Source organism: Dactylosporangium siamense (assembly GCF_016862795.1).
GTDB lineage: Bacteria > Actinomycetota > Actinomycetes > Mycobacteriales > Micromonosporaceae > Dactylosporangium > Dactylosporangium siamense.
Genome location: NZ_BONQ01000025.1, coordinates 106,067 through 126,090, shown reverse-complemented (window position 1 = coordinate 126,090; position 20,024 = coordinate 106,067). Strand labels below are relative to the sequence as shown.

Annotated in this window: 23 protein-coding genes; 8 read left to right on the top strand and 15 right to left on the bottom strand. The window is 71.1% G+C overall.

Annotation, left to right across the window (positions count from 1 at the left end):
* Nucleotides 1-130: 130 nt before the first annotated feature.
* On the top strand, nucleotides 131-943 hold the full coding sequence (locus Dsi01nite_RS08605; RefSeq protein ID WP_203845506.1) for an SDR family oxidoreductase: 813 nt from the start codon (nucleotides 131-133) through the stop codon (nucleotides 941-943).
* A gap of 23 nt (nucleotides 944-966) precedes the next feature.
* On the opposite strand, the gene Dsi01nite_RS08600 is transcribed toward Dsi01nite_RS08605, so the two are convergent.
* Together Dsi01nite_RS08600 and Dsi01nite_RS08595 are read right to left on the bottom strand one after the other, a co-directional pair.
* Nucleotides 967-1,716, bottom strand: a complete 750-nt coding sequence (locus tag Dsi01nite_RS08600) for an SDR family NAD(P)-dependent oxidoreductase (RefSeq protein WP_203845505.1) — start codon at nucleotides 1,714-1,716, stop codon at nucleotides 967-969.
* 271 nt (nucleotides 1,717-1,987) lie between these two features.
* Nucleotides 1,988-2,833, bottom strand: a complete 846-nt coding sequence (locus Dsi01nite_RS08595; protein ID WP_239135776.1) for a hypothetical protein — start codon at nucleotides 2,831-2,833, stop codon at nucleotides 1,988-1,990.
* A gap of 151 nt (nucleotides 2,834-2,984) precedes the next feature.
* Between Dsi01nite_RS08595 and Dsi01nite_RS08590 the strand changes: the two genes are divergently transcribed.
* The gene (locus Dsi01nite_RS08590; RefSeq protein WP_203845504.1) at nucleotides 2,985-3,368 is read left to right on the top strand and encodes an excalibur calcium-binding domain-containing protein; all 384 of its coding nucleotides are present in this window, start codon (nucleotides 2,985-2,987) and stop codon (nucleotides 3,366-3,368) included.
* A gap of 33 nt (nucleotides 3,369-3,401) precedes the next feature.
* Here the strand turns inward: Dsi01nite_RS08590 and Dsi01nite_RS08585 are convergent, their stop codons facing one another.
* Nucleotides 3,402-4,115: a tyrosine-protein phosphatase gene (locus Dsi01nite_RS08585; RefSeq protein ID WP_239135780.1), complete on the bottom strand. Its 714-nt coding sequence runs from the start codon at nucleotides 4,113-4,115 to the stop codon at nucleotides 3,402-3,404.
* Nucleotides 4,115-5,809, bottom strand: a complete 1,695-nt coding sequence (locus Dsi01nite_RS08580) for a protein kinase domain-containing protein (protein WP_203845502.1) — start codon at nucleotides 5,807-5,809, stop codon at nucleotides 4,115-4,117. Before Dsi01nite_RS08580 ends, Dsi01nite_RS08585 begins: the two co-directional genes overlap by 1 nt.
* A 105-nt stretch (nucleotides 5,810-5,914) precedes the next feature.
* Here Dsi01nite_RS08580 and Dsi01nite_RS08575 point away from each other — a divergent pair, with 105 nt between their 5' ends.
* Nucleotides 5,915-7,141 carry a GNAT family N-acetyltransferase gene (locus tag Dsi01nite_RS08575; protein ID WP_203845501.1) on the top strand — a complete coding sequence of 409 codons (1,227 nt, stop codon included), beginning with the start codon at nucleotides 5,915-5,917 and terminating at the stop codon, nucleotides 7,139-7,141.
* A 526-nt stretch (nucleotides 7,142-7,667) separates the two neighbouring features.
* Nucleotides 7,668-8,015 carry a hypothetical protein gene (locus tag Dsi01nite_RS58695; protein ID WP_308442027.1) on the top strand — a complete coding sequence of 116 codons (348 nt, stop codon included), beginning with the start codon at nucleotides 7,668-7,670 and terminating at the stop codon, nucleotides 8,013-8,015.
* A gap of 38 nt (nucleotides 8,016-8,053) precedes the next feature.
* Here the strand turns inward: Dsi01nite_RS58695 and Dsi01nite_RS08565 are convergent, their stop codons facing one another.
* The 5 genes from Dsi01nite_RS08565 to Dsi01nite_RS08545 all read right to left on the bottom strand — a co-directional run bounded on the left by Dsi01nite_RS08565 (nucleotide 8,054) and on the right by Dsi01nite_RS08545 (nucleotide 10,729).
* Nucleotides 8,054-8,527 carry a ribose-5-phosphate isomerase gene (locus Dsi01nite_RS08565; protein ID WP_203845500.1) on the bottom strand — a complete coding sequence of 158 codons (474 nt, stop codon included), beginning with the start codon at nucleotides 8,525-8,527 and terminating at the stop codon, nucleotides 8,054-8,056.
* A gap of 12 nt (nucleotides 8,528-8,539) precedes the next feature.
* A complete protein-coding gene (locus tag Dsi01nite_RS08560) occupies nucleotides 8,540-8,728 on the bottom strand; it encodes a hypothetical protein (RefSeq protein ID WP_203845499.1) in 189 nt (62 codons plus the stop codon).
* 56 nt (nucleotides 8,729-8,784) lie between these two features.
* Nucleotides 8,785-9,951 carry a DUF1015 family protein gene (locus Dsi01nite_RS08555; protein WP_203845498.1) on the bottom strand — a complete coding sequence of 389 codons (1,167 nt, stop codon included), beginning with the start codon at nucleotides 9,949-9,951 and terminating at the stop codon, nucleotides 8,785-8,787.
* Nucleotides 9,952-9,968: 17 nt separating this feature from the next.
* A complete protein-coding gene (locus tag Dsi01nite_RS08550; RefSeq protein WP_203845497.1) occupies nucleotides 9,969-10,160 on the bottom strand; it encodes a hypothetical protein in 192 nt (63 codons plus the stop codon).
* 143 nt (nucleotides 10,161-10,303) lie between these two features.
* A complete protein-coding gene (locus Dsi01nite_RS08545; protein ID WP_203845496.1) occupies nucleotides 10,304-10,729 on the bottom strand; it encodes an ATP-binding protein in 426 nt (141 codons plus the stop codon).
* Between the two features lie 120 nt (nucleotides 10,730-10,849).
* Here Dsi01nite_RS08545 and Dsi01nite_RS08540 point away from each other — a divergent pair, with 120 nt between their 5' ends.
* Entirely contained in the window at nucleotides 10,850-11,782 is a 933-nt protein-coding gene (locus tag Dsi01nite_RS08540) for a cation diffusion facilitator family transporter (protein WP_203845495.1), read from the top strand.
* Here Dsi01nite_RS08540 and Dsi01nite_RS08535 read toward each other — a convergent pair.
* The 3 genes from Dsi01nite_RS08535 to Dsi01nite_RS08525 are packed head-to-tail and all read right to left on the bottom strand — an operon-like array spanning nucleotide 11,750 to nucleotide 13,094.
* Nucleotides 11,750-12,067, bottom strand: a complete 318-nt coding sequence (locus Dsi01nite_RS08535) for a DUF3817 domain-containing protein (RefSeq protein ID WP_203845528.1) — start codon at nucleotides 12,065-12,067, stop codon at nucleotides 11,750-11,752. The two genes, Dsi01nite_RS08540 and Dsi01nite_RS08535, sit on opposite strands and share 33 nt — an antisense overlap.
* A 14-nt stretch (nucleotides 12,068-12,081) precedes the next feature.
* On the bottom strand, nucleotides 12,082-12,438 hold the full coding sequence (locus tag Dsi01nite_RS08530; RefSeq protein ID WP_203845494.1) for a hypothetical protein: 357 nt from the start codon (nucleotides 12,436-12,438) through the stop codon (nucleotides 12,082-12,084).
* A gap of 26 nt (nucleotides 12,439-12,464) precedes the next feature.
* A complete protein-coding gene (locus Dsi01nite_RS08525; RefSeq protein ID WP_203845493.1) occupies nucleotides 12,465-13,094 on the bottom strand; it encodes a DsbA family protein in 630 nt (209 codons plus the stop codon).
* A 208-nt stretch (nucleotides 13,095-13,302) separates the two neighbouring features.
* Between Dsi01nite_RS08525 and pepN the strand changes: the two genes are divergently transcribed.
* A complete protein-coding gene (pepN, locus tag Dsi01nite_RS08520; protein WP_203845492.1) occupies nucleotides 13,303-15,846 on the top strand; it encodes an aminopeptidase N in 2,544 nt (847 codons plus the stop codon).
* Between the two features lie 254 nt (nucleotides 15,847-16,100).
* On the opposite strand, the gene Dsi01nite_RS08515 is transcribed toward pepN, so the two are convergent.
* Nucleotides 16,101-16,505: a DUF5130 family protein gene (locus tag Dsi01nite_RS08515; RefSeq protein WP_203845491.1), complete on the bottom strand. Its 405-nt coding sequence runs from the start codon at nucleotides 16,503-16,505 to the stop codon at nucleotides 16,101-16,103.
* The gene (ctaJ, locus tag Dsi01nite_RS08510; protein ID WP_239135774.1) at nucleotides 16,492-16,794 is read right to left on the bottom strand and encodes an aa3-type cytochrome oxidase subunit CtaJ; all 303 of its coding nucleotides are present in this window, start codon (nucleotides 16,792-16,794) and stop codon (nucleotides 16,492-16,494) included. Before ctaJ ends, Dsi01nite_RS08515 begins: the two co-directional genes overlap by 14 nt.
* 115 nt (nucleotides 16,795-16,909) lie before the next feature.
* On the opposite strand from ctaJ, the gene kynU reads away from it, so the two are divergent.
* The gene (gene kynU / locus Dsi01nite_RS08505; RefSeq protein ID WP_203845490.1) at nucleotides 16,910-18,160 is read left to right on the top strand and encodes a kynureninase; all 1,251 of its coding nucleotides are present in this window, start codon (nucleotides 16,910-16,912) and stop codon (nucleotides 18,158-18,160) included.
* A gap of 13 nt (nucleotides 18,161-18,173) precedes the next feature.
* Here the strand turns inward: kynU and Dsi01nite_RS08500 are convergent, their stop codons facing one another.
* Entirely contained in the window at nucleotides 18,174-18,716 is a 543-nt protein-coding gene (locus Dsi01nite_RS08500; protein WP_203845489.1) for an HNH endonuclease, read from the bottom strand.
* A 201-nt stretch (nucleotides 18,717-18,917) separates the two neighbouring features.
* On the opposite strand from Dsi01nite_RS08500, the gene Dsi01nite_RS08495 reads away from it, so the two are divergent.
* Nucleotides 18,918-19,955: a mechanosensitive ion channel family protein gene (locus Dsi01nite_RS08495; RefSeq protein ID WP_239135773.1), complete on the top strand. Its 1,038-nt coding sequence runs from the start codon at nucleotides 18,918-18,920 to the stop codon at nucleotides 19,953-19,955.
* Nucleotides 19,956-20,024: the final 69 nt, after the last annotated feature.

Below are 20,024 nucleotides of genomic sequence, written 5' to 3'. Positions count from 1 at the left end.
GCCGCAACTGTACGGCCGTCGGCCCCATCGCACTCCGTGTCCCCGAACGGCGGATTTTCCCCCGGTGAATGACAGTCATTCACGTTCTCGCACTGTTTTCGAGCGGATACTGAGAGTCACTATGTCGAACATGACTCGCCGCTGGTTGATCACTGGATGTTCCACCGGCCTCGGCCGCGCCCTCGCCGAGGCGGTCGCCGCGTCCGGCCAGCAGGTCCTCGCCACCGCCCGCCGGCCCGAGACGCTCGAGGGTCTCCGCGACGCGTACCCGAAGACGCTCGCCACCTGCGCGCTCGACGTGCGGGACCCGGACGACTGCCACAACGCCGTGCACGCCGCCATCGCCCGCTTCGGTGGCATCGACGTCCTGGTCAACAACGCCGGCTACGGCCACTTCGGCGCCGTCGAGGAGGTCACCGACGCCGAGCTGGAGGCCCAGTTCGCCACGAACCTCTTCGCGCCGTGGCGGCTGACCCGCCTGGTCCTGCCGCACATGCGCGCCCAGGGTCACGGCGACGTCGTCATGGTCTCCTCGACGGCGGGCCGGCTCGCGTATCCGGGCCTCGGCGCCTACACCGCCGCCAAGTACGCCCTCGAAGGCATGGTCGAGGCACTATCCCAGGAACTCACCGGCACCGGCGTGCACGTCGTGGCGGTCGAGCCCGGCATGTTCGCCACCGAGTGGGGCACCACGCTGACCGAGTCGAGCCACCTCGACACGTACCGCGACGTCACCGCCCCCATGCTCGCCGGCTCCCGCGCGATGAAGCAGCTGCCGATCGCCAATCCACCGTCGCTGTTCGCCGACGAGGTGCTGCGGCTCATCGCCTCCGACGACCGCCCCACCCGTCTCCCCATCGGCGCCGACGCCTGGCAGGCCCTGCTGGACGCCGCCCAGCGCGACCACACCGCCCTGCTCAACGCCCGCCCCGTCACTGTCTGACATCCTCCGGCGACGGCGGTCGATCAGACCTGGTTCTGACCGCCGTCGACCATCAACTCCGAGCCGGTGACGAAGCTGCTCTGCGACGAGGCCAGGAACAGGACCGCGGCGGCGATCTCGTCCGGGCGACCCATCCGGCCCAGCGGCACGGTGCCGGCCAGGAAGTCCTTCAGGGCGCCGGCCTGATCGGCGGTCGGGGCCAGGCCGGTCAGGCCGGGGGTGTCCACCGGGCCTGGCGAGATCGCGTTGACCCGGACACCGCGATCCTTCAACTCGGTGGCCCAGGTGCGGGCGAAGGAGCGGATGGCCGCCTTCGAGGCCGCGTAGACGCCGAACGCGGCGCCGCCGGTCGAGGCGGCCGTGGACGACGTCAGGATGATCGAGGCACCCTCATTGAGCAGGGGGACGGACTTCTGCACGGTGAAGAGCGTGCCGCGGACGTTGATGCCGAAGGTCCGGTCGAAGTGCTGCTCCGTGACCTGCTCCAGGGTGGCGAACTCGCCGCCGCCGGCGTTGGCGAACAGGACGTCGATGCCCTTGCCGTGCTGGCGGACCGCGGTGTACAGGCGGTCCAGGTCGTCGAGGTCGGAGACGTCGGTCTGGACCGGGATCGCGTTCGGGCCGACGTGGATCGCGGCGGCGTCCAGCTTCGGCTTTCGCCGGCCGGCGATGAAGACGGTGGCGCCCTCATCCGCGAGGCGCCGCGCCGCGGCCAGGCCGATGCCGCTCGTGGCGCCGGTGACGACGGCGGTCTTACCTGTCAGTTGTGCCATGGGAGTCCCTCGCCGCCATGAAAATCAACAAGACCAGCATGTACGCGGCCTTCGGCAACAAGCGTGAGCTGTTCGACAAGGCCACTCGCCCGCTATGCCCGGGTGGAGATGGCCTATGCGAGACCTCGCCGCCTCCCGTAGGAGCGGCGAACCGGCCATGGCGGAGCGGGTCCGGCGGGCGATCCGAGAGGGTGATCTTGCCGCCGACGAGGATCCCGACCGGCTCGCACGGTATGTCATGACGGTGTCGGAAGGACTCGCCGTGACGAGGTCAGGCCTTCCGGCGACGACTCGATCTCGGGTCCGGCCATCGCGACGTCAGGTGCTGATACTCGGCGATCAGCTCCTCGCGGCTCAGACCGCCGCCGTAGACCGAGCCCCACACCAGGTCTTCGAAGCGCAGGTAGTCCCGCTCCATCGGGGTCACGTCGTGCTCGGGACCCAGCACCCAGCCCTTCTCGGCGGCGAGGATCAGCGCGCCGGCGCTGTTGTCGGCGAAATAGCTCCAGAGGTCGTAGTCTCCGAACGCCGGATCCTGCGGGTCGATGACCGGCAGGACTTCCCGCTCAGAGGGACAACCGAGCGCGTCGAACAACCCAAGCACCTGGTCCTCCGCGAACGGCGATCCGTCCCAGGTGCCGTGGACGATGGACGAGATGGTCTCCGGCACCGGGCTCCGCCCGGCCTCATGCGCCCAGGCCTCGAGCGCTTCGACGGCACGGCGTGGGTCGACCCGCGCGGGCCGGCCATCCGGGTGCTGGTATGCACAGCTCCCGCCGCCGTTCGGCAGGTGCATGGACAGGGCCACACCCGCTGGAGTACGGGCTTCCAGATGCACACATGTGCTCTCGGACACCCACGCCGCCAGCGCCGGAGCGGCGGTCGCGGCGACCAGCTCCTGGACGCCTGCCGCCAACCGCAACCGCTCCCTGCCGAACAACCGCACACCGACCCGCTGCCAGCCGCCGCCCACGTCGTGCAGCCCCAGCCGGTTGCCGAAGGCCGGCATCACGCTCGGCGTGACGAACCGCGACCCGAACGCCTGCCGCACCTCCTGGCACGCCGGAAGCATGCCGTCGGCGGGCCTTGAGAGCAGCAGCGTTCCGTACCACCCCATGAACCGGCACTGTACGAGCTCAGCCGACCTCCGCCTGCTGGGGGGAACCCGGAAATGGCGGACCGAACGTGGCGGAGTTCTGACCTGACGTGATCGTTCCCCGGGGCGATCGGCGGATCCCAGCCGGTCACTTCCGGCGGAAGATCACGTCATGAGCCGTCGCCGTCTCGTTGCCGCCGTGGTCGTCCTGTTCGCGCTGGTCGGATGCGGGTCCACCGGGCAGAAGGACGCCGGTGAGCCGCTGACCGGGACTTCCTCCGCTCCGCCGTCCCCGTCGTCGGCTCCCTCGCCGTCGCCGTCGCCCTCGCCGTCACCGTCCGTGTCACCGGCTGCCGTGACGGCGCCGTCGGTCGCGGTGCCGCCGGTGCCGACGATGGCCGGAGCCGCGACGGACCCGACGGACGAGGAGCCGAAGGACGTGTACTACGCGAACTGCACCGAGGCGAGGCAGGCGGGCGCGGCGCCGCTGCACCGCGGCGAGCCCGGCTACCGCAAGGCCCTGGACCGCGACGGCGACGGCGTCGCCTGCGAGTAGCAGCGAGCGCGGAGGACCCGGAGCGCGACAGGCTCAGGCCACCAGCGCGGCGCGGAGGGCTGACAGGTCGTCGTCCTTCAGGCCGTGCACGTGCGCCCAGTCCTGGATCGAGCCCCACCGGTCCTTCGCCAGCTCCAGGGTCTCCAGCATCATCGCCGCCTGCGGGATCCAGTCCAGGACGGACGCCGGGCGGGGTGGCAGGCCGAGGCGGTCGACGACCACCGCGACCCGCTCGTGAATGCGGGGCATCGCGGCCGCCGTGGCCGCGTAGTCGGCGGCGATGACCTCGTCCGGCACGCCGAGCAGGCTGAGGACCACCGCGGCGAGCACCCCGGTGCGGTCGCAGCCCGCCTCGCAGTGGAAGACGGCGGGCAGGGTCGCGGGGCGGGTCAGGAGCCGGACGGCGCCGGCGAGGACGTCGCCCTTCTCGGCGAGCATCGCGATGTAGTGGCCGACCAGGTCGGTGGCGCCGCTGACGTCGGTGATCGGGGCGGAGACGTAGTCGACCGCGGCCGCGGCGAGAGGGCCGCGGCCGAGCTGGGTGACCTCGTGCTCGCCGCGCAGGTCGATGACGGTCGCCAGGCGGAGGTCCTTGACGAGGTGCGCGGCGTCGGACTCCGTCGCGTACGCGAGGGAGTCGCTGCGAAACAGGCGACCCGGGCGGATCGCGCCGCCGGCCGCCGGAAGGCCGCCGAGGTCGCGGAAGTTGATGAGCCCCTCCAGGCGACGGCGGCGGCGCCAGCGCATCACCCGGACAGGCCTGTCACCCAGTGCCAGAAGTGCATGAACCAGCCGACCTCGCGCAGGTAGGCGATCCCCGCGCCGGCGAGGAAGAGGCCGGTGAGGGCGTGGGCGCCCTTCGCGCTGCGGCGGACCCGGCCGAAGCGCTGCTCCAGGACGAGCCGGCCGACGAGACGGGTCAGGGCGAAGACGCCGACGGCGACGGCGAGCACGACCAGGAACGCGAAGAACGGGCCGCTGAGGCTGCCGTCACTGTCCAGGGCCCACAGGCCCCAGCAGATGAAGGCGATGAACGCGCCGGTGCCGGTCAGCTCCCAGCCGATCTTCAGCGTGCGGGCGCGTTCGCCGGGTTCCGGGCGGTACACGGGGCGATCGAGCTCCGGCTCGGACGGCATCATGCCGGTCGGGTCGGGAGCGGGACGCTGGATGACCTTCGCCCGGCCGCGCATCTGGGGGACCCCGGTGTCGGAGACGTGCACGGCGGGCGACACCGGCACGCCGCTGACCGGTGGAGCCGAAACCGGCGGAGCGGAGACCGGCGGGCTCGAGACCGGCACCGAGGTGTAGAAGGCCGTCGGGGCGGAGCTGCCGGCCCTGAGGGCGACGAGCTCGCGCTCCAGGCGTTCGATGCGTTGATACGCATCGGTCTCCGTGCCCGTCACCGACGGCCGGGCCCGGCCGATGGCGCGCGAAGTCTCCGAGCTCTCGGGCTCGACCCAGTCGCAGCCGACGTCCGGCAGCCCGGACCGGCGGACCAGCTCCGCCAGGTGGCCCAGCCAGGCCGGCAGCTCCCTGGTGTCGGGTCGCTCCGACGGGCGGTCGGCGAGCGGCGCGTGCAGGTGGTCCCGCAGGGCCGGGATGCGCTCCAGCAGCGGGTGGCGGCGCAGCACGTTCCACTGCGGCGGGGACGCCTCCTGCGGGCCGCGCTGGTCGGTGCGGCCGTCGACCCGCGGGTAGGCGCCGGTGACCATGAAGTACGCGACGGCGCCGAAGCCGTGAACGTCATACGCGGGTCCGACGTACTTCACGCCGCCGAACGCCTCCGGGCCGCCGGACTCCGGGGTGTACGCGATCTGGGTGATCTCCTCCTCGCGGAAGTAGCGCGCACCGGTGAAGTCGATCAGCCGCACCTCGCCGGTGGCGAGGACCATGACGTTGGACGGCTTGACGTCCATGTGCAGGACGGCCGTCGCGCCCGACTGCTGCGGGTGGTGCAGCGCCTGCAGCACCGAGCTCAGGGTCTTCAACGCGCCCACGGCGTTGAGCCGGCGGCCGCCGGGTGCCATGCCGGCGCGCTGGGCGATGTACTCGCGCAGGTTGACCCCGTGCAGATAGTCATAGACCTGATACGGCACGGCGTCGCCCGGTGCGGGGCGCTCCCCCGGCCGGTGCGGCGGCGGGCCGTAGAAGCCGTCCGCGCGCCGGCAGATGCCGCCGACCCCCCGGTTGTTGAGGTCCATGAGGGCGGCGTCGCCCTTGTCCCAGGAGCGCAGCTCGTCGGCGATCGGGCGTTGCGGGTCGATCCGGAACACCTTCACGGTCATCGGCGCGGACGTCACCCCACCGCAGATGCGCACCGCCCGGTAGACGTCTGCCTGACCGCCGGAACCCAGATGGGCGACGAGCCGATAGCGCTGGAACGTCTCCGGCAAAGGGCTCGCCGGACCACATACGAGGTCCAGCAACGCACCCTGCGTCATCGTGCGACTCCCCCCAGATGAACTTCCGCCCCCGGACACTTCTGAGAGTAACCAGCCCACGAAATCGGTCGCGCTCAGTGGAGGTCACGAGGTAGACACGACTGCGTGACCGGATACTCGCTGCGTGCTGCCACCACCGCCGACATCGACGCGTTCAGCCGGGTGATCCGCGGCGCGTTCTTCGTGACGAGCGAGCCGGATCCGAGCGACTCGATCCGCACCGTGCTCGATCCCTCCAGATACACCCTCGCCGAGTTCGGCGGCCAGATCGTCGGCACCGCCGGCATCTTCACCCGCGATCTCGCCGTGCCGGGCGCCGTCATCCCCGCCGCGCACGTCACGGGCGTGTCGGTGGCCCCGGCGCACACCCGCAAGGGGCTGCTGCGGCGCATGATGACCGACCAGCTGACGAGCGTGCCCGAGGCGATCGCCGTGCTGTGGGCGTCGGAGGGCCGCATCTACCAGCGGTTCGGCTACGGGCTCGCCTCGCAGAACGTCACCCTCCGCGCCGACCGCCGCGAGCTGTCGATCCGGAGCACCGTAGGTGGCGACACGGGCACCCTGCGCAGCGCGGCCCCGTCCGAGGTGCTCAAGGAGCTTTCCGAGGTGTACGGGCGGGTCCTCGCCGAACGCCCCGGCTGGTCCAGCCGCGACGACGCGTGGTGGGGCCACCTGACCACCGATCTGGAGAAGCACCGGGACGGGTTCACTGCGACCCGGGCCGTGCTGTACGAGAACGCCGAAGGTGTCGTCGAGGGCTTCACGCGGTACCGCGTCCGCAGCGAATGGGACGACAACGGCCCGAAGGGCGAGGTCAACGTCGTCGAGCTGGTCGCCGCCACCCCGGCCGCGGAGGCCGCGCTGTGGCGGTTCCTGCTCCGCGTGGACCTGACCCGCACCGTCGTCAAGGGCCTGTCGAGCGTCGACGAGCCGATCTTCCACCTCGTCGACGAGCCCCGCCGGCTCGGCGGCAAGATCGGCGACGGCCTCTGGGTCCGGATCGTCGACCTGCCGAGGGCGCTCGTCTCCCGCCGGTATGCGGCACCGGTCGACGTCGTGCTCGAGGTCACCGACGAGCTCCTGCCCGCCAACGCGGGCCGCTGGCGCCTGCGCGTCGGCGCCGGCGGCGCCCTGGTCAACTGCTCGCCCACCGATGCGCCGGCCGACCTGAGCTGCGACGTCCTCGAGCTGGGCGCGGCCTATCTCGGCGGCACGAAGCTCGGCGCCCTCGCCGCGACCGGCCGGGTCAGGGAGCACCGTCCCGGCGCCGTGGCCGCGGCCAGCACCGCCTTCGGCTGGCACGTCAGCCCGGCATCGATCGAGATCTTCTGATACCTCGGCTGGTGGGCGTGGAGCGGGTAGGGTCTGGGGTGTGGGTGGGATCCAGCGCCGGCGGCGCCGCATGCGGCATCACCAACCGGTGACCACCGACGCCCAGTCGCCCGGCCAGGACCCGCCCGCAGGCGACCCGGCCGTTGACGCGCCCGCCGGCTACGCGCCCGTCGGCGACGCGGCCGTTGACCCGCCCGCCGACGACCCGGCCGAGGTCGCGGCGACCGCGGACCAGACGGCCGAGGACGAACCGGCCGAGAACGCCGCGGCGCCCGAGGCGGTCGACGCGATCGCGGCGAAGCCGCATCCGCCGGTCCCGCGGCCACCGATCCATCCGCCGGTCAGCACCCAGCCGACGTCAGGTCCTCCCGCGGCGCCGGCAGTGTTTCCCCGCGACGCCGACCCGGCGGTCCACCACGGACCCGCCACGACGGAGCGGGCCGTGGCGCCCACGCCGAGCGCCGCGCCGACCAGCCCCGCGCCGCCGAGTCCCGCGCAGCTGGCCGAGCTGGCAGGGGCGTTCGCGATGACCGCCAACGTCCACGACCCCGAGGCGACGGAGGCGGAGACCCCGGCGGGTGAGCGCCCCGGCGGGCACGCCAAGGACGACCACGACCATGACCACGATCACCATCATCACGACGCCCACCATCACCATCACCACCACGACGAGGTCGTGTCCGAGCGTGGCCTGCGTGGCCTCGTCGGCGGCGGTGCCTCACAGGTGAGCGTCTCGGCCGCGATGCGCGCCCGGGACGCGGCCCGCCCCAGCGACGACGATCTGGCGGCGGCCGACCGTGACCTGCAGATCGTCCGCCGCGGCTGGGTCCCCCGCGAGGAGCTGACCCGTCCCGGCCACCGCCCGCGCACCTGACCGTCGCCGCCACCCGCCCCACCGGGCGGGCGCGGGGATCAGGCGTCGGGCAGGGGCGGCAGGACGCGGGTCGTGTCGTAGTCCAGGACCTGCGCGATGCGCCGGGCATGCCGTTCGCTGCCGGAGAAGGCCGTCGACAGGAACGCCGTCACCAGCGCCGTGGCCTCGTCGAGGGTGTGCTGGCGGGCCCCGACGGCGACGATGTTCGCGTCGTTGTGCTCACGGCCGAGCCGGGCCGTGTCCAGGTTCCACGCGAGGGCGGCCCTGACACCGGGCACCTTGTTGGCCGCGATCTGCTCCCCGTTGCCGGAGCCACCGATGACGACGCCGAGGCTGCCCGGGTCGGCGACGACGCGGGCGCCGGTGTGGAAGCAGAAGACCGGGTAGTCGTCCTCGGGGTCGAACTTCGCCGGGCCGATGTCGACGACCTCATATCCCTGCAGCCCCAGGGCGCCGGCCAGGTGCACCTTCAGCTCATAGCCGGCGTGATCCGATCCAAGATAGACGCGCATACCGGAAGTCTGTCAGAACTGGATCAGACCCAGGCAGGAACCCACCACCAACGCGAGCCCCACGAACAGCAGCCCGGAAACCCACCCGGTGGTGGCGCCGCCGGAAAGACGCCAGTGCCGCCGCCGGTCCCAGACGAGGGCGGCGGCGGCGAAGGCGCCGATACCGAAGGCCGCGACCATGGCCGCGATGAAGATCCGCATGTGCACACCCCAGGCCGAAGACGAAACGGCCTAGTGTCTACCACGATCGGGTGACGCTACGACAGTTGGGCGACGACCAGTCCCGCGCGGGCCTTCGGGGTGAACCAGGTGCTCTTGCGGGGCATCTTCTGCCGGGCGAGGTTGACCGCGACGAAGTCCTCGACGGTGACGGGGGCGATGAGCACCGCCAGTTCGGCCCGGCCCGCGTCGACCTCGTCACGCAGCCATGACGCCGGGTAGTCGCCGCCGACGTACGTGATGCGCTTGTCGCCGGGCTCCAGTCCGAGGGTCTCGGCGAAGAGGCGGCGCTCGACGAGGGCGTGGTCGAGGTTGTCGATGACGCCGCCGGCAGCGTCGCGGGGCAGCTCGACCGACCAGGCGCCGCCGCGGGTGTAGAGGTGGACCCGGCCGCCGGTCGCCGGGATCTCCGCGCCGTCCAGCTCGGCACCGGTGAAGGTGACGCCGTCGGGCAGCTCGGAGACCAGGCGGTTGTAGGGCTGGATCGCCACCGACTCGGGCGTGGTGACCACGGCGAGGAAGCGCGGGTAGCCGGCGGTCTGCGCGGCGAGGCTGCGGTGGTTGCCGTCGGCGACGACGAGCTCGCCACCGCCGGCGAGGGCGAGGAGCCGGTCGCGGGTGGTGCCGGCGGAGACGGGCCAGATCTCGTGGGTGCGCCCGGCCGGGTCGGTGTCGGTGACCACTGGCGTGCCCGCGTCGGCGCTGGCGTGGGCGAGGGCCGCGTGCAGGGCGTCGCCGTGCGCGGTCTGCAGCAGCAGCACCGGCGACAGCAGGTGCTGGGTGGCCTCGGCGAGGGCGACCCGCTCGCGGACCTTCTCGATGAAGACGTCCTCGTTGCGGATGACGGCACCGGGCTCGTCGGCGCTGGTGGAGATCTGGTCGGTGGCGACCATGCACCACAGCCCGTACGCGCGGGCGCCGTCGGGTGCGGTGATCCGGTAGAGCACCACCACGTCGGCGGCGGCGGCGTAGTGCCCGTCGTCCTTGGCCGCCTGGAGGCGGGTCACGGCGTCGGGGAGGCTGTCGCGGAACGAGCGGCCGACATTGTCCGGCGCCCGGTGGGGCATCTCGATGGCGAGGGCGCTGGACGGGTTCGCCGCGATGATCGCGGTGATCTCCGCGTCGTCGGCGAACTCGTCGTAGTTCTGCGCGCCGGTGCCTCCGGTGGAGAGCCAGGCGTGGGCGATCGGGTACGCAACCGTCATGGACGAAACGGTATAGCTCAGACGGCCTGCGACATGGCACGGGGGACGGCGCGTCCCGCGATGGTGGACGCGAGCACCACGACCGGCGGGGCGAGCAGCGCGATCACGTCGTCGGGCAGGTCGGGCAGGTCCTGCTTCCAGGCGCGTTCCTGCACGGTCCAGCGGGTTTCAACGTCGTCGAGTTCGGTGTGGAGAGCGACGGTGCTCACGGGTTCCTCCGGAGTAGCAGGGTGACGTTGCACACTGCGCAACGCTGCCCACGTGTGCCGGAGTCGCACCGGCTGTGCGCATCCATTGCAAACCCACGGATGAATCGACGGCATGGTTCTGTCGAGAAATCACCAGGACGTGCTCAGGCGGTCGCCGGCGTCACCCTGGTCAGCATCTTCACGATGCGCAGCGCCACCCCATGGGGTTGGTGCCGGCGGAACTCGACCATGTCGGCGAGCGCGTGGATGATGCGCAGCCCCCGGCCGCTCTCGGCGTCGATCGCGGCATGTGCGTCGGCGTCGGCGCCGGTCGCGGCGTCCATGCCGATCCCCTCGTCGACCACGTCGATCACGCAGCGGTCCTCGTGGATGGTGACCGTGACCTGGTAGTCGGCACCGAGGTCGGCGTGCTGGACCGCGTTGGCGCAGGCCTCCCCGACAGCGAGACCGATGTCGTCGCGGCAGTCCCGGGTGACGGAGAACACCCCGAGGGCGGCGTCGAGGACCCGGCGGGTGAGCGGGACGGTGGACCGGTCGCGTGGCAATGAAAGCGTCAGGCGGATTTCCATGCCCACGGGTCCTGCCCCTTCCTTCGTTCCTGCTTGCGACCTCGTACCTGACTAGTTCCCCGGCATACGGTGGCAGAAACGACTGCCGTCATATAGCGAAGTACGCATAAGATGTCGGACATGGGTCACGACCACGATCACGACCACCACCACGCGCCGTCGGCCAACGCCGACCGGCGGCTGCTGGCGGTCGCGCTGGTGCTGATCACCGGGTTCATGGCGGTCGAGGTGACCGTGGGCCTGCTGGTCGATTCCCTGGCGCTGCTCTCCGACGCGGCGCACATGCTGTCGGACGCCGCCGCGATCGCCCTGGCCCTGTTCGCGACCCGGCTCGCGGCCCGGCCACCGTCGGGCGGGTTCACGTTCGGGTTGAAGCGGGCCGAGATCCTCTCCGCGCAGGCCAACGGGCTGACCCTGCTGCTGCTCGCGGCCTGGATCGCCTACGAGTCGGTGGTCCGGCTGATCCACCCGCCCGCGGTCGGCGGCGGCGCGGTCCTGGTCACGGCCCTCGCGGGCATCGCCGTCAACCTGCTCGTGGTGTGGGTCCTCGGCCGGGCGGACCGGTCCAGCCTCAACATCGAGGGCGCCTTCCAGCACGTGCTGACGGACCTGTTCGCGTTCGTCGCGGCGGCGATCTCCGGCCTGGTCGTGCTGCTCACCGGCTTCCACCGGGCGGACGCGATCGCGTCGCTGGTCGTGGCCGCGCTCATGGTCCGCTCAGGGGTCGGGCTGGTCCGCGACTCGGGCCGGATCTTCCTGGAGGCGGCGCCGGCGGGGATGGACCCGGCCGCGCTCGGCCGTGAGCTGTGCGGCGTGCCGGGCGTGGTCGAGCTGCACGACCTGCACGTCTGGCAGGTCACCTCGGGCTATCCGGCGCTGTCCGCGCACGTGCTGGTGGCGCCGTCGCAGGACTGCCACGCGGTGCGCGAGGCGATCGAGACGCACCTGCGGGAGCGCTACGCGATCGAGCACACCACGCTGCAGGTCGACCACACGCTCGACGCCGAGCACTGCGTGGACTCACACGGTGCTTCCTACAAGGGCTCCGGCTGACTGCACCCGGCGGGTGACGACCCGTTCGGCCACGAAGGACAGGAACGGCACCGTGCCCGCCAGCAGCACCAGCGCCGTGAAGCCGAGCTTCCACTTCGCGCGGCGGGCCAGGTCGGCGGCCAGGACCAGGTAGGCCATGTAGAGGAAGCCGTGCGCGGGGCCGACCAGGGCCACGATCGTGTCGTCGTCGGTCGTGTACTTCAGCACGGTGCCGACGGTGAGCACGACCAGCAGGACACCGACGATCCAGGCGATGACCCGGAAGCGGGTGAGCGCGTTCTTCAGCGGCATGGGGTACCTCATCCGGGGAAGTCGCCAGGGCGGCGGTCAGGGTTGGCGGCGAGCCAGGCCAGCATGCGGTTGTATTCGGCCAGCTGCGGATCGTCGTCCGTGACAGCGACCGGGGGCGCGACCCGTGGGCGCAGGGGCTCCTGGGTCTTCACGGGCCGGGGCCCGAGCACATCCCGGACGGCCCGCACCCACAAAAACCCCACGAACAGCGCAAAAAGCGGCCATTGTACGGTGTATGCCCAGCTCAACATGTTGCCGGCGGCCGCCCGCTGATACTGCCAGCGACCGGCGAGCAGGCACACGGCAATCCCGGCGAGCGCCAGGACATGCCAGAGCACCCACCGGGGAGTCAGGAACCGCCGCACAGGTAGGCAGCCTACCTCTAGGTGGATCAGTCGAAGACCGGCCCCACGTCCCGGCTGCGCTTGATCTCGAAGAAGCCCGGGGTGCCGGCCACCAGCAGCGTGCCGTCCCAGAGCCGGCCGGCCGCCTCGCCCTTCGGGGCCGGTGTGATGACCGGGCCGAAGAAGGCGATGAGCTTGCCGTCCTCGCCCGGCACGTGGATGACGGGCGTGCCGACGTCCATGCCCACCGGGTTCATCCCGGCGAAGTGGCTCTCCCGCAGCTGCTCGTCGAACTCGGTCGAGTCGGCGTAGTCCGCGAGCTGCGCCGGCAGGCCCGCGTCGGTGAGCACGGTCTCGTACAGCTCCCGCCCGAGCTCCTGCTTCTCGTGGTGGATCCGGGTGCCCAGGGCGGTGTACAGCGGGCGGAGCACCTCGTTGCCGAACTTCTGCTCGGCCGCGATCGCGACCCGGACGGGGCCCCAACCCTTGGCCAGACCCTCTTTGTATCGCTGCGGGATGTCGTCGCGACCCTCGTTGAGGATCGACAGACTCATGACGTGGAACCGCACGTCAACTGGGCGAACCCGCTCCACCTCGAGCAGCCAGCGGGAGGTGATCCAGGCCCACGGGCACCGTGGGTCGAACCACATGTCTGCGATGATGCGCTCTTCTGCCATGGCGGCGACACCTCACTTCGGAGAAGCACTCCGGAAACGCTACTGAAAGAGTCGGAAACCCGGTTCGATCCTTACGCTTCGGGGGCTCCCGGTGCCAGCCGGGCTCTGGGTGACCTGAGCCACTCCCCCGTTGTCCGCCGTGGACGTGGAAGACTCAGTGGTGGCGCCGTCGACGGGGACGGCCACAGCGAACGACAGGAGACGACACGTGGCCGGTGTACGCAACCTACGCCAGGTTGAGGCGGTCGACCGGGCCCGCCTGCTCGACGTTGCGGCGTACGACATCAGTCTCGACCTGACGGACGGCGCCGGCTACCCAGGTGAGGGCACGTTCCGGACGACCACCGAGGTGCGGTTCACCTGCACCGAACCGGGCGCCGACACCTTCATCGAGCTGGCGGTCACGACGGTGCACAGCGCGACGCTCAACGGCGCCGCCCTCGACACGTCCGACTGGTCCCCGCAGACCGGGCTGCGCCTGCCCGGCCTCGCCGCCGACAACCTCCTGGTCGTCGAGGCCGAGGGCACCTACTCCACGACCGGGCAGGGGCTGCACCGCAGCGTCGACCCCGTCGACAAGGAGGTGTATCTCTACAGCCAGTTCGAGACGACCGACGCGCAGCGCGTCTACGCGTGCTTCGACCAGCCCGACCTGAAGGCCAGCTTCACGTTCCACGTGACCGCGCCGGCGCACTGGCGGGTCATCTCCAACATGCCGCCGGAGCGGCGCGACGGCCTCACCGTGCACTTCCCGCCCACGCCGCGGATGAGCACCTACGTCACGGCGATCTGCGCCGGGCCGTATCACGAGGTCCGGGACAGCCACGACGGCATCGACCTGGGCGTCTTCTGCCGCCAGTCGATGAAGCAGTACCTGGACGCCGACGACATCCTGCTCATCACGAAGCAGGGCTTCGACTTCTTCCACCAGGAGTTCGGCATCCGCTACCCGCTGCCGAAGTACGACCAGGTGTACTCGCCGGAGTTCAACGCCGGCGCGATGGAGAACTTCGGCTGCGTCGTGCACGCCGAGCAGCACTACATCTTCCGCTCGCCGGTCACCGACTTCGAATACGAGCAGCGCGCCAACACGATCCTGCACGAGCTCGCCCACATGTGGTTCGGCGACCTCGTCACCATGCGCTGGTGGGACGACCTGTGGCTGAACGAGTCGTTCGCGGAGTGGGCGAGCCACTGGTGCAACACCCGCGCGACCCGCTTCACCGACGCGTGGACGACGTTCCTGTCGATCCGCAAGAACTGGGGCTACCGGCAGGACCAGCTGTCCTCCACCCACCCCGTCTACTGCGAGATGCCCGACGTCGAGGCGGTCGAGGTCAACTTCGACGGCATCACCTACGCCAAGGGCGCCAGCGTCGTCAAGCAGCTGGTGGCGTATGTGGGGATCGACCCGTTCCTCACCGGCCTGCGCGCCTACTTCCGGCAGCACCAGTGGGGCAACGCCACGTTCGACGACCTGCTGTCGGCGCTGGAGTCCGCCTCGGGCAAGGAGCTGCGCAAGTTCGCGGCGCAGTGGCTGGAGACCGCCCAGGTCAACACGCTGCGGCCCGAGCTGACCATCGCCGCCGACGGCACGTATGAGCAGGTCCTCGTCCTGCAGGAGGCCCCCGCCGCGTATCCCACGCTGCGCACCCACCGCATCGGCATCGGCCTGTATGACGTCGTCGACGGCGCCCTGATCCGCCGCGAGCTCATCGAGGCCGACGTCGACGGCGAGCGCACCGAGATCACCACCCTCGCCGGGCGCCGCGCCGCGGACGTCCTGCTGCTCAACGACGACGACCTGACCTACGCGAAGCTGCGCCTCGACGCCCGCTCCATGGACACCGTCGGCAACCACATCCTCGGCATGGACAACTCCCTCGCCCGGGCGCTGGTCTGGACCGCGGCGTGGGACATGGTCCGCGACGCCGAGCTCGCCGTGCGCGACTACATCAAGCTGATCGCGTCCGGCCTGCCCGCCGAGCGCGACATCAACCTGGTCACCGCCACCATCCGGCAGGCCCAGTCGGCCCTGGTCTTCTACGCCGACCCGGCGTGGGTGCCCGAGGGCTGGCGCGTCCTGGCGACGACCGCCCGCGACGCGCTGCGCGACGCGATCCCCGGCAGCGGCTTCCAGCTGGCGTGGGCGCGCTCGTTCGCCGCGGCCGCCCGCACACCGGAGGACCTGGCGGTCCTGACGGGCTGGCTGGACGGGGTCGACGTGCCCTCGGGCCTGACGATCCAGGCGGACCTGCGCTGGGGCATCCTGCACGCCCTGATCGCCAACGGTGCCGCCGACCCGGCCGAGATCGAGTCCGAGCTCGACCGGGACCGCACCGCGAGCGGCGAGCGCCAGGCGGCACTCGCCCGCGCCCTGATCCCCACCGCCGAGTCGAAGGCCGAGACGTGGCGCCGCCTCGTCGAGGACCACCATCTGCCGAACTGGCTGCAGCGCTCGCTGCTGCAGGGCTTCCAGCACTCGGCGCAGGTCCCGCTGACAGCGACGTTCCTGCCCGCGTTCTTCGACGCCCTCATGCCCGTGTGGGAGCACCGCGACTCGGAGCCGGCCGCCGAGTTCGTCGAGCTCGGCTACCCGTCGTTCCAGGTCAGCGAGGACACGGTGGCCCGGACCGAGGCGTGGCTCGCCGAGCCCGGCCGCCCCGCCCCGCTGCGCCGCCTGGTCGGCGAGGGCCGCGACGGCATCGTCCGCGCCCTGAAGGCCCGGGCCAAGGACGCCGCCACCAGCTGACACCGTCACACTCCGAAGGGCGGGCCGGTCGACTGACCGCCCGCCCTTTCGCCGTCCCACCACCTCATAATCCGGAAGAGGCTGTGCACCCAGGGGTGCACAGCCTCTTCCGGATCATGGGAAGCCCGAGCTCGTGATCCGGAAGAGGTTGTGTAGCCGGGGGTGCACGAGGTCTTCGGGATCATGGGAAGACGGCGGCGCGCCGGTTCCCTGGGCGGGAAGCGGCGCGCCGACGGAGCAGCGTTTGGGTGCGGTCAGTGCCGGCCGGCGTGGTCGGCGAGCTGGGACAGCCCGGCCACGAGGCCGCCGGCGAGGTCGCCGCCGCCGAAGGCCGCCGCCATCGACAGGGCGGCCAGCTTCGCCGCGCGGTCGGGCAGCCGGCGACGGGCCTCGCCACCGGTGATGATCTCGAGGGTCCGCTGGTTGGGCGAGACCGCGATGAGCACCGAGTGCGGTGGGTCGGCGAGCTGACCGTGCAGCTCCTCGGCCGAGGCCCGCATCGGCTCGGCGAGCTCGCCGACGTAGATGCTGAAGGTCAGGCCGGTCGACGAGTCGGCCAGCCGCAGTGCCTCGTCGAGGCGGAGCAACTGGCGCGTGGTGAACGGCCCGTTGAGGACGTCGGGCTGACCCTTCAGGCCAGCTCCGTTACCACCGGTCACTTGCGCCTCCCATGACGTGCGGCTGCGCCCGGTCGCCGGACCATTCGGTCACGGCCGGCGCGCCGGCGGTCAGTTCGGCCCGCCGCGCGCCGGTGAGCTCACGGGCATTCGCCGTCTGGGTCACCTGCTCGGGCACGGACAGGAACCAGACCGGCGTGAAGTCGAACGGCCGGCCGGGCCGGTAACGCTTGCTGCGCCGGGCGCTCCCGGCATAGCTGGCGCCCGCGATGAGCACGATGACCGCTACCGGAATGCCGGCGAAGATCAGCGTCGTCTCGATGATGGACAAGCTCAACGCCCCCAGGCGTCGAAGGGACTAAAAGACCGGCTTCACGTTAGCGGGCCATGATGACCAGCGCGTTGCCGGGGGGTATTGCCGATCTTCGGACGATACCGTCAGCTCCATGGACCTCAGCCGCCAGTATGCCGAAACCCGTGACGCACAGGACCCGATCGGTCACTTCCGCACGCGTTTCCACATCCCGGACGAGCGCCTCGTGTACTTCGACGGCAACTCGCTCGGCCGGCTGCCGCTCACCACGCGTGACCGGCTGCACGACGCGATCGACCGGGAGTGGGGCGGCGAGCTCATCCGCGGCTGGGACACGTGGATCGACCTGGCCGGACGGGCCGGTGACGTGATCGCCGAGGGGGTGCTGGGCGTCGCCAGGGGCGAGGTGATCCTGTCGGATTCGTCCAGCGTCAACCTGTTCAAGCTGGCGTCTGCGGCGCTGGACGCCAGCCCGGGGCGGCACGTCATCGTGACCGACGACGACAACTTCCCTACCGACCGTTACGTCCTGGAGGGCCTGGCCCGGGCCCGCGGGCTGGAGCTGCGGATCGTGGCGACCGACATCGACGCGGGCGTCGACCCGGCGCGGATCGCGGCCGCCCTCGACGACGACGTCGCCCTGGTGTGCCTGTCGCACGTGGCGTACCGGTCCGGCGCGCTCGCCGACATGGTGGCGATCACCACTGCCGCGCACCGGGTGGGGGCCCTCACACTGTGGGATCTGTGCCACTCCGCGGGCTCGGTGCCGGTGCCGCTGCGGGAGTCGGGGGCCGACCTGGCGGTCGGCTGCACATACAAGTACCTCAACGCGGGGCCGGGCGCGCCGGCGTTCCTGTACGTCCGCCGCGACCTGCAGGCCAGACTGCGGCAGCCGATCTGGGGCTGGTTCGGCCAGCGGGACCAGTTCGCGATGGACGCCGGCTATGACCCGGTCGAGTCGATCGAACGCTTCCAGGTCGGCACGCCACCGGTGCTCGGCGGATACGCGGTGCTCGAAGGCGCACGGATCACCGCCGAGGCCGGAATACCGTGCCTGTACGACAAGAGCGCCGAGCTCAGCTCGTACACCATCCAACTCGGCGAAGCGTGGCTCGGCGACCGTCTCGCACTGGCCTCGCCAAGTGACCCCGGGCAGCGGGGATCACATGTGACGTTCCACCACCCGCAGGCGTGGCAGATCTGCCAGGCACTGAAGGCCGCCAAGGTCATCCCGGACTTCCGGACGCCGGAGCGGCTGCGGATCGGGCTGGCGCCGCTCTACACCCGGTTCGTGGATGTGTGGGAGGGCATGGCGCGGCTGCGCGACATCGTGACCAGCGGGTCCTACCGCGAGTTCGAGGCGGTGCGCGGGCGGGTGACCTGAGCCACCCGCCCGATCAGGCCGCGAGTTGCTGACCGTCCAGCGGCACGTCGAGCCAGTCCGCCCAGCGCGGGTCGGGGGTGCGGTGGCCGAGGACCCGCCACGCGACGCCCTTCGGCGCATGAGGGGTGGCAAGCAAACGCCAGCCGAGTTCGGCTGGCGTTTTGTCACCTTTGGTGTGGTTGCAGCGGGCGCAGGCGGCGACGACGTTCTCCCATGCGTGCCGCCCACCGCGGCTGCGTGGCATCACGTGGTCGATGGTCTCGGCCGGGCCTCGGCAGTAGGCGCACCGCCAGCCGTCGCGGGCGAAGATGCCGCGGCGGGACAGGCCTATGTGCGTGCGGTACGGCACTCGAACGTAGCGCGTGAGCCGGACCACAGAGGGGACCGGGAGCTCATTCATCGCACTGTGCAGGATGCCCTCACCGTCCGCGACGGTGACCGCCTTCGCAGTGAGGACCAGGATGGTGGCACGTCTGACAGACACGACACACAGCGGCTCATAGGTGGCATTCAGAACCAGCGCACCCGATACTCGTGCGGGTCGTATGTCAGGCATCGCCGTCCCCCTAGTGCGTGAAGGAAACTCCCTGGAGAAGGTCTGTGTAGCGGGCCACCGAGGTGGGGGTCCGTGCGCTAATCGTCCCTGATAGATCCTCGGATTGCACGTACTATTTGCGGCCGGCGGGTGAACCTTCGCCCGCCCGCAAGAGCGTTTGTGCGGACTTCCCCCCGTTCGCACCGGTTTGCCAAGGAGTGCTTGTTGAGCAGCGTGCTCGCCCTGTCGCCCACCCCGGCGCCCGACCCCACCCCGAGCTGCTCCAACAACGGGTTCTGCGAGTTCGTGTACGAGCAGACCAAGATCACCTGGCTGGCCGAAAGCAGCTACTGGGTGCTGGTCAAACCGCTGACGATCGTCATGATCATCATCCTGGCGTTCCTGATCCGGGCGATCGTCCACCGGGCGATCGACCGCCTGATCAGGCACACCGTGTCGGACAACGAGACCGGCGGCTCGCTGCTGCGCCCGCTGCGCCGGCGGCTGCCCAACTCGCTCACCGCGCCGTGGGAGCGGCGCAACCAGCGGGCCCGCGCACTCGGCTCGGTGCTGCGCAGCATCGCCTCGGCGGTGGTGTTCAGCATCTCCGCCATGCTGGTGCTCGGTGAGATCGGCCTCAACCTGGGGCCGCTGCTGGCCAGCGCGGGCATCGCCGGTCTGGCGATCGGCTTCGGCGCGCAGAACCTCGTCAAGGACTTCATCGCCGGGCTGTTCATGCTGCTCGAGGACCAGTACGGGATCGGTGACGTGGTCGACATCGGCGAGACGGTCGGCACCGTCGAGGCGGTCGGGCTGCGGATCACCACCATCCGCGACGCCTCCGGTGTCGTCTGGTACGTGCGCAACGGCGAGATCGTCCGGGTCGGCAACAAGAGCCAGGGCTGGGCCGTGGTCAACATCGACGTGCCCGTCGGGTTCGTCGCGGTCGACCAGGCCACCGCAGTACTGCGGGAGGCGGCCGAGGCGGTCGCCGAGGACCCCGACTTCGTCGACGACTTCATCGACCCGCCGAAGGTGCTGGGCGTCGAGCAGCTCACCGCCGAGGGCGCGGTGCTGCGCACGACGGTGAAGACGTCGACCGAGGCGCAGTGGCGGGTCGGCCGCGAGCTGCGCCGGCGGTTGACCGACGCGCTGGAGAAGGCCGGGATCGCCGCGCAGATCACCGCGTCGCGGATGTTCATCCGGCCGCCCGCCGACACCGGCGCCGCCTCGGACACCGGCCAGGGCGGCCCGACCTGAGGTTCCTTCGGGCGACGCGCTGACGACACATTTGTCCGATCTTGCGGTTAGTTGCGGCCAGCCCGATGG